Below are 12,852 nucleotides of genomic sequence, written 5' to 3'. Positions count from 1 at the left end.
GGCCACAGAGGGCGGGGACGCCGCGCCCCGGAATATCGCTCTCGAAACGGGCCGCAAAGGGGGCTCCGCCGCCGTTCGGGGCGCCGCTGACAGCGGACGAGATGGGCGCGCTGCTCGGAATTGCTCCGCGAACGGTGCGGGAACTGGCGGGCCGTGGCGTTGTCCTGCGGGCCGGCAGGGGCCGGTATGACGCCGCGGGATCGGTGGCGAGCTATTGCGCGCACCTCCGCGAGCAGGCAGCCGGCCGCGCCGGCGATGCGCAGGCAGGCCTCACCAGCGAAAGGGCGCGCCAAGCGCGGGAGCAGGCGGACCACCTGGCGCTGAAGAACGCCGAGATGAGGCGCGAGCTTTTGCCTGCCGCCGAGGTCGAGCGGGCATGGACGGAGGTTCTCCGCGACATCCGCGCCCGGATGCTGGCGGTGCCGGCGCGCTGCATGGCTAGGCTGGGGAGGCTCTCGCCGTCCGAAGGGGCGATCCTCGATGAGGAGGTGCGCGACGCGCTACAGGGGGCGGCTGATGCTTCTTGAGCTTGAACGCCGGGCGCGCGCCGCCCTTCGACCGCCGCCGCGCCTGCCGCTCTCCGAATGGATCGAGCGGCACGTCGTGCTTCCGGCCGATGTCTCCGCCTTGCCCGGGCCGGTCCGGCTCTACCCCTTTCAGCGCGGAATAGCCGACGCCATGGGCGACCCTGCCGTTGAACGCGTGACGCTGGTGAAGGCGGTGCGCGTCGGCCTCTCAACCCTCATGGCCGGCGGCCTGGCGTCGTTCGTCGCCAACGAGCCGGCCCCGGTGCTGATGCTTCTGCCCACCGAGGCGGACGCCCGCGATGCGATGGTTTCCCAGATAGAGCCGCTCTTCGACGCCAGCCCGTCGCTTGCCGGCTTGCTGGCGCCCGATGGGGATCGAAACACGCTGCTGTCGCGCCGGTTCGCCGGCGGCAGCCTGAAGATCGTGGCAGCGAAATCGCCCCGCAACTTGCGGCGCCATAATGTTCGCGTGCTGCTGATCGACGAAGCCGACGCCATGCTTCCGGGGCCGGAGGGCAGCCCGATCCTGCTGGCGGAGAAGCGCACGATCAGCTTTGGGAACCGCAAAATCATCATCGGGTCGACCCCGCTGCACGAGGAAACCAGCAACGTCTTGCGGTCCTATGCGGCCAGCGACAAGCGCGTTTTCGAGGTGCCCTGTCCGCATTGCGGCCATCGGTTCGAGCTGCTGTGGCGGCATATCCAATGGCCGGAAGGCAAGCCCTCGGAGGCGCACGCCGTCTGTCCGGAGAACGGCTGCGTGATCGAGGAAGTCGACAAGCCTGCCATGGTGGAAGCCGGCCGCTGGCGCGCCACGGCGCCGGAGGTGCAGGGGCATGCCGGCTTCCGACTGAACGCACTCGTGTCGCCCCTCCCGAATGCGTCCTGGTCGAAGCTAGCTGCCGAATTCCTTGCCGCGAAGGATGACCCGGAGACGCTTCAGGTTTTCGTCAACACGATCCTTGCCGAGGGCTGGAAGGACGGCGGTGAGGAGGTGGACGAGGCCGCGCTTCAGGCGCGGGCCGAGCCGTTCGGGCTGGAGGCTATTCCGGCGGACGTGCTGGCGATCACCGCTGGATGCGACGTGCAAGACGATCGGATCGAGGTCACGCTGTGCGGCTGGAGCCATACCGAGCTATTCGTGCTCGGACACGTCATCGTCTGGGGCTCCCCCGACGATGATACGACGTGGCTTGAACTCGACGCGCTCCTCAAGAGCCGGTGGAAGCATCCCGCCGGCGGTCTCCTGAAGGTCGACGCCGCCGTGGTGGACGCGGGCGATGGTGATTGGACCGAAAGGGTCTATGCCTTCTGCTTTCCGCGCGCGGTTCGGCGCATCATGGCCGGAAAGGGCGTCTCTGGCGCCCGCCCTGCCATCCAAGCGAGCAAGACCAAGGTGCGCGGCGGGCGGCTGTGGATTGTTGGTGTCGACGGCATTAAGACGACGCTGGCGAACCGGCTGGCTCGCGGCCGGTCGATCCGGTTCAGCGAGACGCTGGAACCCGCATGGTTCGAACAGCTCACCTCAGAGCGCAGAACGGTGCGGTACTTCAAGGGCCAGCCGATCCGCCGCTTCGAGCGCATTCCCGGCCGGCGCGCCGAGGCGCTGGATTGCGTCGTCTACGCCTATGCCGCTCGGCACGCCCTCACCCTGAACTGGACCGTGCGCGAGGAAGAGGTGAAGGGCGCGAGCACTCCGCCGGTGGCGAGGCCCGTCACCGTGTATCGCTCGCGGTGGATGGACGGATAGCTCCTCGATTTGCAATCGTTATTCAACAAACGTATTATCGTTTCGTTGGTAACGATTCGAGGTCGCTATGTCGTCACTTCTGAAGCCATCACAGGCCGCTGCCCTGGCAAGCGTTGCGCCCGAAACGTTGCGCGCATGGCGAGCTTCAGGGCGGCTGACGTTCGGCATGAGCGAGGACGAGCTTCGACACCCTCGGTACCGGGTCAGCGAAGTGACCTACCTCGCGCTCGTCAAGGCGCTCACGACGGCCGGGCTTAGCTTGGGTTGTGCCTTCGAGCTCGCCAATCGCGCGGAATCGACGATCAACGAGCTGGCGGCGGGGCATCGCGACTGGTCGAAAGTCTATGTAACTCTTCATCCGCGCTATCCTGGCGAGTGGCAGGGTTACTCGATCCCATTTGCGCCATATGCATCCGAGCCGGATATGGATCGCGGCATCGAGGTGATGGTGACGATCGATCTCGCGGCGATCTGGCGGCGAGTGTCCGCCGCAGCTGCAGCCATCCCGGCGGAATGAACATGGCGCCCGGCCTCCTCACCCGCGTTGCCAATCGGCTGCTCGGCCGCTCCTATGATGGCGCTGCCGGTGGCCGTCGCTGGCGTGGGTTCCGGGGGATGCCCGATCTCCGTGCGGCGCAGATGGCAGCGCGCGGGCCGATGGCCACGCGAGCGCGGGCGTTGGTCGCAAATAACGCCCTCGCGGCATCCGGAGCGGAGGCTTGGACGAGCGCTCTTGTGGGCTCCGGCATCAAACCTCAATCAGCGCACCCCGATCCCGCGATCAGGGCGGCGCTGAACGCCGCTTTCGAAAGGTGGACGGACGAGGCCGATGCCGACGGGCTCACGGATTTCTACGCGCTGCAAGCCCTCGCGGCCCGCCGGCTGGTGGTCGACGGAGAGAGCTTCGGCGCCTTCATGTTGGACGGCCGAGGCGCACTCCGGGTGAGGCTGCTGGACGCCGAGCAGGTCGACGCCTCCCTGACGAGCTACAGCGCCGCCGGCGCTCGCATCGTAGCAGGGGTCGAGTTCGACGCTGCAGGGCGCCGCACCGCGTACCACATTCGCAGGGAGCGGCCGGGGATGCCGCTGGCCTCGCCGCTGCAAACGGTGCGTGTCGGCGCCGACGACGCATTTCACCTTCTCCGCCCCGAGGTTGCGGGTCAGGTCCGCGGCGTCAGCTGGTTTGCGCCGGTCCTTCTCCGATTGGCCGACTATGACAGCGCCGCTGACGCACAGCTTACCCGCCAGAAAATCGGCGCGTTGTTGACCGGATTCGTCACCTCCACGGACGGCGAGGTGCCTTTCGACGGCGAGGAAGCCGGCCCCGGAATGCTGGAAGGCGGGCTCGAGCCGGGCACGCTGAAGGTGTTGGCGCCGGGGCAGGATGTCAGCTTTTCCGACCCCGCCGAGATCGGTCAAGAGGCGATTGAGTTTATGAAGGTAACGGCGCGCGAGATCGCCGCCGGCCTGGGCATTCCCTACGAGCAACTGACCGGCGACCTTTCCGGGGTCAACTATTCGAGCATCCGCGCGGGTTTGGTCGACTTTCGCCGACGTGTCGAGGCTCTCCAATACGGAGTTCTGGTGTTCCAGATGTGCCGGCCGACCTGGCGCCGGTTCGTCACCGCCGAAGTGCTGGCCGGCCGGCTCTCCGCGCCCGGCTTCTTCACCGATCCAGCCCCCTATCTGGCGGCCAAATGGATCACGCCGAAGCGCGAGTGGGTCGACCCCAAAAAGGACGTGGAGGCGGAGATTTCCGCGATCGGGGCGGGGCTGATGTCGCGCCGCGAGGCGGTGGCCGCGCGCGGCACTGACATCGAGGCCCTCGACGCCGAGATCGCCAGCGACAAGGCCCGCGCCGAGGGCCTTGGCCTCACGTTCACCGCCGGCCTCGCGCCGACCATCGAGGTTCCCGCCAATGTCGATTGAGCTCGTGACCCGATACGCGCCGCTGGCCCCCGCCGGCCCGTCGACCTTCGACCCGCAGACCCGCAGCATGAGAGCCGTGGTCGCCGCTGGCGCCGAGGTGGAGCGCTACGATGCACGCGGGCGCTACGTCGAGGTCTTGGACCATCGCGGCATCGTCATCCCGCCCGGCGGCAGCGTGCCTCTGCTGAACGCCCACCGGCGGTCTGATCTTGGTGATGTCCTCGGAAGCGCCACCGACATCGCTGCCAAGGGCGCGACCGTCGAGGCAACCCTGACCCTCTCGAGCCGCGACGACGTGGCGCCCATCGCAGCCGACATCGCGGCCGGGCACATCCGGGGCGTCTCGGTAGGCTACCGCGTGCTCGCACGAACCGAAACGACCGACGCGGCCGGCGGGCGCCGCGTGACGGCCACACGATGGGAGATCGCTGAGGTCTCCCTCGTGCCAATCCCCGCCGACCCCCGTGCAACCATTAGGGAAGCCCCCATGACGACGCCCACCGAGCCGACCCCGAACCCCGCCCCGGCTCCGGCCGTGGTGAATCCTCCGCCCGCCGACACGGCGACGCGGGCTTCCATCAACCTCGAAATCCGCTCGATCGCCGCGGTCGCCGGCCTCGACCAGGGCTGGATCGACAGCCAAGTCGACGCCAACGCCACCGCCGAGGCGGCACGGGCCGCCGCCTTCGAGGCGATGCGAGCTCGCACCGCTCCGGCCGGCACCATCCGCACCGCCACGGTTGTGCATGACCATGGTGACCCGATCGCCATCCGCGCAGCGATGTCCGACGCGCTGGCGCACCGGATGGCGCCGAGCCTCTGCAAGCTGGAAGGGCGAGCCGCCGAGTTCCGGGGTTTCCGGGTTCTCGACATGATTGGCGATCTCGCCCAGGCTCGCGGCGAGCGGATCAACCTCCGCGATCAGGCAGCCCTCATGGAACGCGCGGTAGGCGCGCATTCAACCAGCGACTTCCCCCTGCTCCTCGCCGACGCGGCGAACAAGGCCTTGCTCGCGAACTACGAGGTCGCCGCGCCCACGTACCGACTGTGGGCGGCTCGGCGAACTTTCAGCGACTTCAAAGATACCAGCTTTCTTCGCGTAGGAGATTTCCCGCGCTTCGAGGAGACGAACGAAAACGGCGAGGTGAAGTTCGGCACGCTGTCCGAGAACCGTGAGAAAGTCCGGGCGAAGGAATTGAACGCGGGCCTCATCATCGGCCGCCGCGCGCTCCTCAACGACGACCTCGGCGCCCTGGCGGACTTCTCCTCGATGATCGCGCTGCGAGCTGCTGCTGACGAGAACAAGCGGGTCTATGATCTCCTCGCAGCGAATGCGGTCCTGTCCGATGGCGTCGCACTCTTCCACGCCACGCACGGCAACCTCGCCGGTTCGGCTGCGGCCATCAATGTTTCGTCGATCGGGGCGGCGGTGGCGGCGCTGCGGAAGCAGAAAAGCCTCGACGGCCTCCCGCTCAACCTCGCCCCCCGCTACCTGGTAACGGGGCCGGACAGCGAGCTCGCCGCCCGCCAGGTGCTGGCAGCGATCACCGCCGCGAAGTCTGGCGACGTCAATCCTTGGGCCGGCACGATGGAGCTGGTGGTCGACGCCAACATCGTGGGCACCGCTTGGTATATCTTCGCCGACCCGGCGGCCGCACCGACCGCCGTATATGGCTATGTCAGCGGCGCCGAAGGCCCGCAGATCCGCACGGAGATCGATTTCGATACCCGCGCGGTCAAGGTTGCTGCCGGGCTCGATTTCGGCGCGGGTGTCATCGACTTCCGCGGCGCGCAGAAGAACACGGGGGCCTGACATGGCGGCCTTCGACCCCTTCGCCTCCCATCAAGCCGACCTCACCGCGGTGGCGACGCACGCTGTCGATGTCGTGCCCTCCGACACGGTCGACCTCGCCGTGATCCCCCGAGCCATTTGGCTCGGGACCGGTGGCAACCTCCGGGTGACCATGAAGGGCGGCGAGGTCGTGACCTTCAAGAATGCCGAGCCGACGTGGTTCGATATTCGCGTCACCCGCATTTGGGCTACCGGCACGACGGCCGCCGACCTTGTGGCGGTGTGGTGATGTCGGAGATCGTCGCCACGCTCCAGGCGCAGCTCGACGGGCTTCGCGAGGCGCGAGCCTCCGGGCTCCGCCGAGTGCGCTTCGATACCGAAGAAATCGAATACCGAAACGACGCGGACCTCGCCGCGGCCATCGCTGACCTCGAGCGCCGCATCGCCAACTGTGGCGGCCGGCGCCTCCACACCGTGAAACTCTATTCCAGCAAAGGTTTCTGACATGCGAAACTTCATACAGCGCGGTGACGTCGTCACCGTCCCCGCTCCGACGGGCGGTATCCTCTCTGGTGCCGGCGTTCTCGTCGGTTCGCTCTTCGGCATCGCCTGCACCACCGCCGACGAGGGTGCCGACGTCGAGATCGACACCACAGGCGTGTACGAGCTGGCCAAAACGTCGGCGCAGGCCTGGGCCGTAGGCGCCAAGGTGTACTTCGACGCAACGAACAAAGTGGCAACGACCACGGCCAGTGGCAATTCGCTGATCGGCGTTGCCATGGCCGCCGCGGCGAACCCCAGCGCCACCGGCCGGGTTCGCCTGAACGGCGTCTCCGTCTGATTTTCTCTCCGCGGGGAGGTCATCGAGGGCCCGGCCGGTCCTGAAGGTGCGCAGCGTCCCCGCCGCTGAGATGTTGCGCGGCGCACCACGGCCAGGCGGCGAGCGGGGGGGCCCGCTCAACGATCGGCGCCGTCGCAGGGTTTTCCTGGCCCTGCTCCTGCCGATCTTGCCGGTCCGGGACTGAGCGCCTCGAGCGCCCCCGGGCCGGCCTTCGTCCTTCCAGCGTGGGAGCGACCTACATGATCGCGTTAACGCTTACCGAGCCCCTTGATGTCGAGGGCGGGCCGATCTCAACCGTGACCATCCGCGAGCCGAGCGGTCTGGCGCTGCTCGAGCTCGCCCTTCATGTCCCACTGCTGCGAGCATGGGCCGGCGCCGACGCCGAGGCGCGTAAAGCCGGCCGGCGGGTATTCCCGACCAGCGCCGTTTTCCGCGCGATGGTCGTTGTGGCCGGCGCCCTGACGGGAATCGGCACGGAGCGCGCCGGCAAGCTTCTTTTCGCCGATATCGACAAAATTGTCGCCAAGGGCGCCCGGCTGATCGCCAAAGCCATGGCCGCAGAGCCGCCGCTGGCCCGGGCACCTCGTCACCCCACACCGCCCGCCGGCGCGGGCTGAGAGAGCCAAGCCATGACCTCCGACACCTTCTCCCTGCCTGACGTCCCCGTCGTCGACGAGGCTGCTCCGTCCACCGCTCCCTTTGATGCTCCCGTCGTCCCGCAGGTAGATGATCTGCCCGAGGTCGAAGCCACTGACGGCATCACGGATGAGCCGCCGCTCGTGGAGCATGCGGCAGAGGTCGATTCCCCGGCCATCACATATCTGCGCCCGGCCGGGGTGACGGTGCGCCTGGCGCACCCCTTCAAGATCGGGGAACGCTGGGTCGAAGAGGTCCACCTGCCGCCAGTGAGCCTCGGCGTTGCCCTCGATGTGCAGGCCGGCCTTCACGAAACGCTGATGGATATCTTGATCGCCAGCACAGGCGAGTCTCTCGCCCTCTTCCGCGCCCTCCGCGGCGGTGACGAAGAAGCCGTGATCGGCGCCTTCCTTCCCCTGCTGCCGGCATCGATCCGCGGCGTCATTGACGGTGCCCGCTGATGGCCTCGCTGACGAGTATCCTTTCGGTTCGATTGGTCGACGGCGTTTCCGGCCCGGCCGCGAAGGCTGGCGCCTCGGTACGGCGCCTGCAGGGCACCGTCACTCGCGCGAGCACAGCGACGGCCGTCGCGGCAAGGGCGAGCGACGCCGCCACTCTGGCCACTACGCGCGTCCTCGGAACTGTTGGCGGCATTGCCGGCGCTGCCATGGGCATGCGCGCCGCGATCAAGAGTTTCGCGGAGCTCGAGCGCCAGATGAACCGCGTCGGCATCACGGCGGGCGCGTCGACTAGCGAGGTGAGGGCCGCAACCACCGACATCGGCAATATCGCCGACAAGATCGGCGTTCCCCTCGACCAGGTCGTTTCGGGTCTCGAGGCTCTCGTCGCCGCCGGCCGGTCCATGCCCGAAGCCATGAGCTTCCTGCCCAGCATCGTCGCCACGGCGCATGCCGCCGGCGCCGAGACGAGCGACATCGCATCGACCGCTGATGCGCTGGCAGGATCCTTCAAGATCGCCGGCTCCGAGATGCAGCGAGCATTCGACATTTTGGTTCAGGGCGGCAACCTGGGGAAATTCGAACTCAAAGACATGGCGAGGTATTTGCCAAGTCTTGCGGCGAATGCCGCAGCCGTCGGCCTGCGCGGCGAAGAGGGTGTCCGCAAGCTGGTGGCTATGTTGCAGGTTATGAGGTCGCAAATGGGCTCTTCGGAAGAAGCCGCGTCGTCAATGTCGAATATTTTTGCGAAAATGGAGAGCCAAGAAACCGCCAAACGCTTCAAGAAATTCGGCGTCAATCTTCGCAAAGAGATGGCGAACGCTCGGCGTGAAGGCAAAGACCTTCTCGAGGTCTTCGTCGATCTCGCCGCCAAGGCGACGAAAGGAGATCTGTCCAAAATTCCGCAGCTATTTTCAGACATGGAGTTTGCCCGCGGCATGCGCGCCTTGCTGGCGCAGCGGGAGGAAGTCGGTCGGATCGAGGCCCAGCTGAAGAATTCCGCAGGATCGGTTGCCGGGGCGCTGTCGCAGCTCTCGGGTGACACGATGACCGAGCTCGATCGGCTCTCAAATAAATGGTCGGAATTCGTGCGAGAGATCGGCGCGCTTACTGCTGCGCCAGGTGTCGGCCTTATGGAAGGCATCCTGCAGGACATCCGCGGCGCCAAAGGGGAGCTCGATGACTTCTCCGACTGGCTGCGGTCGACGACGGGAATGTCCCTCGCCGACGTGATGGAGGTTGCCCGCAAGGGTTTGGGCATAGCCACGCCGGAGGAAAAGAAGGCCGCGAACGATCGCCGCGACGCTGAGCGCGCCAACCCGGACCTCGCCCGGGCCCGGGAGGTCGACGAGCGGAACGCCGCCCGCGGGAAGGAAATGGCGGCGATCGAGCAGAAGATTGCAGCAGCGCAAGCCGACTACGCCGCCCTCACACCGACGGCGAAGGATTTGGGCTTCGGCGCCGATATCCTCCGCGACATCGACAAGATGACCGAAGCGCTGAAGCGCCTTCGCGAGGCCTCCCAGTGGGATCGCATCGCCGCGGAAAACCTCCGCAACAAGCCGCCACCGGTTGAAGTCCCGATCGACGCCGCTTCCGGCCGGGCTTCGTTCCACGCCTGGAGAGCTCGGCAGGCAGAGAAGACCGCCCAGCCGGCGCCTCCGGCCGTACCAATGCCCGAGCCGAATCCGCTGCGCACCCCGGCCATCACGGTGCCGCCGGCATCATTTGATGAGCCGGCGCCGCCGAAGCCCTCCGGTGACCGCTCCGACGCCTCCGAAGGCGGTGCCGCGCTGCGAGAGCTCACCAGCACCGCGGGCGAGGCGAAAACCGCCCTCGATCAAGTCGGCGCCACCCGCGTCGCCCCTGCCATCGACACCGCGTCGGTGGACGAAGCCCTCGCGAAAATCCGGCTGCTCCGGAGCGAAATCGCGGCCGTTAATTCATCCACCATCGCGCCCCGCATGGGGCGCAGCGACCTCGGCCAAAGCCTTCGCGGCATTCACGCTGATACGGGAATCGAGTGATGAAGATCATCCTGACCGCCAACGACGCCGTGCTTCTCCGCTTTGGGACACGGCTCAGCGCCCTCGGTGCGACCGAAACGAAAGCTGTGATGAAGTCCGCGCTGTGGCGCGGCGGCAATCTGGCCCGCACCCAGGTCAAGCGGGCGCTCGTCAAACAGACCGGCATCAAGTACGGGCTGATCGACAAGGCGATGCAGACGAAGTTCCGCGACACCCCGCACCTCCTCTATGAGCTCGAGGCCACCGGCGACGAGACCAACCTGAACCTGTTCGGCGCCATCCAGCGGAAGAAGGGCGTATCGGCCCGGCCGTGGAACCAGCGCCGCACCTTTAAGGGCAGCTTCTTCGCCTACAACGGCCGCGTCTATCGCCGCCTGACGGAGAAGCGCGGCCCCATCAAGCCCCTCTACGGCCCGAACATCGGCCGCGAGCTGGTGAAGGACTACAGCCTGCGGGCATGGGAGGCCTTCCCGCCTTCGCTGGTGAAGCGCGTCGAGCACGAGATCCAGCGCCGCATCAAGGGCTGAGGCGCCGGCGCGACATCGGCCGGCGTCCAGGTCGATTCAGAAGGCGCAGCCTTCGGGCTGGCGCCGATGCGCGCCACGTTCATCTGCGCCGGCCGGCCCGTCTTCGGGTGGATGAAGGTGCGAGCCGGCTGAGGCATACTGTCGGAAACCGATAGTATGGGCGCCGGCCGGAGCTTCCCGACCATGTCCGCGCCAACCCCACATCGCCTTGCGATCTCGCGATCGGACCACGCCGCCCATTCCGCGTCGTCCAGCAGCCGCAGGACAGCGCGGCGCTTATCCCCGTTCCTGCGCGGCGTCGTATTCATCAGCCAGCCGCCGCTTGGCCCGCGCCTCAAGGGCGTAGGGGGTCTGCTCAGTTCGGAGCAGACCCCCTACGCATTCCGTATTCCCAGAATTTCTGGGGTTCAGTGACAGAGCAACTCGGTCAATCCAAATCTGGATCGACCCACGAGCAGTCCTACAGGGCGGTCCGCTGCTGACCTCAGGCGAGTTTGCCAGTTTGCGCCAGAAAGCAAACCCGCGCTCCGGCAGGAGAGCCTTGGGAGATCAGCGAGAACCTGCACCGCGCCGAGCTGACGAAGCTGGAGCGCGACGAACAGATTTCCCGCTGGGTTGAACTGATCGAGCTGAAGAGAATTTCTCGTCAACCTGACGAGAAAATAGAGCGGGGGCGCCCGGAGAGCGGGGTGGCGGCGGCCTCTCGTGAACTTGGCATTTCGGAGCCAGACGCCCGCCGCGCTGTCAACGTAGCGTCGCTCTCTGACGAAGCCAAAGAGGCCGCGCGGGAACACGGGCTAGACGATAACCGCACGGCCCTGCTCGAAGCTGCGAAGGCGCCGCCGCAGCGGCAGACCTCAGGCGCGCTTGGCGACGCTCGTCACCGGCACGCTTAGAAGGGCCGTCAGCTGAACTGCGCTAAGTGAGCGGCTCTGCGCAATCTCTCCAGCAAGCCGCTCGATCGCTGCCCGGTGCCGGCGGACCAGCGCGCGAGTATGCCCGCGAAGCCGCTCTTCGAGCTGCGCAGGGGTTCGCTCGCTGGGGATCTCTTCCAGCATGCGGCTGATCCAAAGCCGGTCGTCGCCGTCCCCGCCGTGGCAGTTGCCCAGGATCTCGATCTCGGCTTCCGCGCCCGCCATGTAGGCCAAGATGCGCCCCATGATCGCGGTCCGCTCGTCGCGCCAGCGCTCGCGCGCCTCCCAGGAATCAAGAATCGCCCATTGGTCCGGGATGATGACGTGCCCGGCGGCTTCGCCATCCGGCACGACCGTCATGCCCTCGACAGGAAGGCCGAGCGCGATGGCGATGACAGCGTGCCCCGCTTCGTGAACCTCGGTGTGACGTTCGATCGTCGCTGCCATCGTCATCCCTCCTTCGCCCCAGCTGCACGCGGTACGTTCACTCGCCAGCCGAGGGCGGCAGCAGCTGCTTGTCGCGCAGATGGGCGATAAGGAGGCGCTCGACGTATTGGGCCATGGTGCGCTCGTCGGCCTTTGCCGCCGCTTCCAGAGCCTCTTTCACGGCCGGCTCAACCCTCAGGGAAATCGCAGCAGTACGGGCCATGTGTGAACCTGTCATATGATGTGTGACGATGAGCGTTGACGTATTGCGTTCAATGTGAGAAGTCTACGTTCATCGTCATACATCGTCAACAGACGGTGAATCGCCACCACGCTTTCACGTTCTGGAGCTTCCCCATGTCGCGCAACACCGCGCCGGCAAACGCCGGCGGCATGCCTACCGAACGCGAGATCCTCGAGGCCTATCGGGAATGGCTGCACTTTGAGGCCCACCTGCTGGGCGTTGAGCTGTACCCGTCCCTCCCGCCCGCGAACGCTGCGCGGTGGGTGCCGCAGGGCACCTTCGCTGCGGGCTTCCACTTCCCGGAATCAGGGGCGGACGGCCGAACCTGGAGGGACGTACCGAAGCCGTCCACCCGCGCGGAGATGGTGCTGCGGGCGGTTGGCGTGCTCCGGCACCCTCAGTCGTCGTGAGGCTCTGGTCCGACCCTCCCTCCCAAATCTCTCAGGATGTCCGCGTGTCGGTCGACCTTCGCCTGCAAGGCTTCGACCATCGTCCAGAGCTCATTCACCGTGCCCACCGTTTCGACGAGTTCCTCTAGCGTCTTGAACTGGTCGAGCGACTTTTCGAGGCGCGAAACGATCTCGGCGTTCATCGAACGCCCGGTCTCTCGCGCAGCGGCCGCGAGGCGATCGCGCATTCCGGTAGGAAGTCGCAGCATCACCTTATCGGCGAGATCGCTTGGTGCCGGGGCCTTCGTCATCGCATCCCATCCGCATTTTTCAGATCGACATAAATTGACAGCATAGCGGCTATATGCGCAACTGCTGTCGAGACGCTTCCA

Annotated in this window: 16 protein-coding genes; 13 read left to right on the top strand and 3 right to left on the bottom strand. The window is 66.7% G+C overall.

The window, feature by feature from the left end; translation table 11 throughout:
• Window positions 1-101 precede the first annotated feature (101 nt).
• The 12 genes from KHC23_RS10970 to KHC23_RS10915 all read left to right on the top strand — a co-directional run bounded on the left by KHC23_RS10970 (window position 102) and on the right by KHC23_RS10915 (window position 10,487).
• Window positions 102-527, top strand: a complete 426-nt coding sequence (locus KHC23_RS10970; RefSeq protein WP_213372388.1) for a hypothetical protein — start codon at window positions 102-104, stop codon at window positions 525-527.
• On the top strand, window positions 517-2,277 hold the full coding sequence (locus KHC23_RS10965) for a phage terminase large subunit family protein (protein ID WP_213372386.1): 1,761 nt from the start codon (window positions 517-519) through the stop codon (window positions 2,275-2,277). Before KHC23_RS10970 ends, KHC23_RS10965 begins: the two co-directional genes overlap by 11 nt.
• Before the next feature lie 67 nt (window positions 2,278-2,344).
• Window positions 2,345-2,794 carry a MerR family transcriptional regulator gene (locus KHC23_RS10960; RefSeq protein WP_213372384.1) on the top strand — a complete coding sequence of 150 codons (450 nt, stop codon included), beginning with the start codon at window positions 2,345-2,347 and terminating at the stop codon, window positions 2,792-2,794.
• A 2-nt stretch (window positions 2,795-2,796) separates the two neighbouring features.
• Window positions 2,797-4,206: a phage portal protein gene (locus tag KHC23_RS10955; protein ID WP_246544504.1), complete on the top strand. Its 1,410-nt coding sequence runs from the start codon at window positions 2,797-2,799 to the stop codon at window positions 4,204-4,206.
• On the top strand, window positions 4,196-6,019 hold the full coding sequence (locus tag KHC23_RS10950; RefSeq protein WP_213372380.1) for a prohead protease/major capsid protein fusion protein: 1,824 nt from the start codon (window positions 4,196-4,198) through the stop codon (window positions 6,017-6,019). Before KHC23_RS10955 ends, KHC23_RS10950 begins: the two co-directional genes overlap by 11 nt.
• Before the next feature lies 1 nt (window position 6,020).
• Window positions 6,021-6,287: a spike base protein, RCAP_Rcc01079 family gene (locus tag KHC23_RS10945; RefSeq protein ID WP_213372378.1), complete on the top strand. Its 267-nt coding sequence runs from the start codon at window positions 6,021-6,023 to the stop codon at window positions 6,285-6,287.
• Window positions 6,287-6,502, top strand: coding sequence for a phage head-tail joining protein (locus KHC23_RS10940; protein ID WP_213372376.1), 216 nt, complete (start codon window positions 6,287-6,289; stop codon window positions 6,500-6,502). The genes KHC23_RS10945 and KHC23_RS10940 overlap by 1 nt, the downstream gene beginning before the upstream one ends.
• 1 nt (window position 6,503) lies before the next feature.
• Window positions 6,504-6,839 carry a DUF2190 family protein gene (locus KHC23_RS10935; protein ID WP_213372374.1) on the top strand — a complete coding sequence of 112 codons (336 nt, stop codon included), beginning with the start codon at window positions 6,504-6,506 and terminating at the stop codon, window positions 6,837-6,839.
• 239 nt (window positions 6,840-7,078) lie between these two features.
• Window positions 7,079-7,456: a hypothetical protein gene (locus tag KHC23_RS10930; protein WP_213372372.1), complete on the top strand. Its 378-nt coding sequence runs from the start codon at window positions 7,079-7,081 to the stop codon at window positions 7,454-7,456.
• 12 nt (window positions 7,457-7,468) lie between these two features.
• A complete protein-coding gene (locus tag KHC23_RS10925; protein WP_213372370.1) occupies window positions 7,469-7,936 on the top strand; it encodes a hypothetical protein in 468 nt (155 codons plus the stop codon).
• Window positions 7,936-9,960 carry a phage tail tape measure protein gene (locus tag KHC23_RS10920; RefSeq protein WP_213372368.1) on the top strand — a complete coding sequence of 675 codons (2,025 nt, stop codon included), beginning with the start codon at window positions 7,936-7,938 and terminating at the stop codon, window positions 9,958-9,960. The genes KHC23_RS10925 and KHC23_RS10920 overlap by 1 nt, the downstream gene beginning before the upstream one ends.
• On the top strand, window positions 9,960-10,487 hold the full coding sequence (locus tag KHC23_RS10915; RefSeq protein WP_213372366.1) for a hypothetical protein: 528 nt from the start codon (window positions 9,960-9,962) through the stop codon (window positions 10,485-10,487). The genes KHC23_RS10920 and KHC23_RS10915 overlap by 1 nt, the downstream gene beginning before the upstream one ends.
• 857 nt (window positions 10,488-11,344) lie before the next feature.
• Here KHC23_RS10915 and KHC23_RS10910 read toward each other — a convergent pair.
• On the bottom strand, window positions 11,345-11,848 hold the full coding sequence (locus KHC23_RS10910) for a hypothetical protein (RefSeq protein ID WP_213372364.1): 504 nt from the start codon (window positions 11,846-11,848) through the stop codon (window positions 11,345-11,347).
• A 37-nt stretch (window positions 11,849-11,885) separates the two neighbouring features.
• The gene (locus KHC23_RS24660; protein ID WP_271188615.1) at window positions 11,886-12,008 is read right to left on the bottom strand and encodes a hypothetical protein; all 123 of its coding nucleotides are present in this window, start codon (window positions 12,006-12,008) and stop codon (window positions 11,886-11,888) included.
• 176 nt (window positions 12,009-12,184) lie between these two features.
• On the opposite strand from KHC23_RS24660, the gene KHC23_RS10905 reads away from it, so the two are divergent.
• The gene (locus tag KHC23_RS10905) at window positions 12,185-12,481 is read left to right on the top strand and encodes a hypothetical protein (protein ID WP_213372362.1); all 297 of its coding nucleotides are present in this window, start codon (window positions 12,185-12,187) and stop codon (window positions 12,479-12,481) included.
• On the opposite strand, the gene KHC23_RS10900 is transcribed toward KHC23_RS10905, so the two are convergent.
• Window positions 12,469-12,771, bottom strand: a complete 303-nt coding sequence (locus KHC23_RS10900) for an Arc family DNA-binding protein (protein ID WP_213372360.1) — start codon at window positions 12,769-12,771, stop codon at window positions 12,469-12,471. The two genes, KHC23_RS10905 and KHC23_RS10900, sit on opposite strands and share 13 nt — an antisense overlap.
• Between the last annotated feature and the right edge of the window lie 81 nt (window positions 12,772-12,852).

Origin of the sequence: Ancylobacter dichloromethanicus (assembly GCF_018390645.1) — a bacterium.
Taxonomy (GTDB): Bacteria; Pseudomonadota; Alphaproteobacteria; order Rhizobiales; family Xanthobacteraceae; genus Ancylobacter; species Ancylobacter dichloromethanicus.
This window is presented reverse-complemented; position numbering and strand designations above follow the sequence as displayed.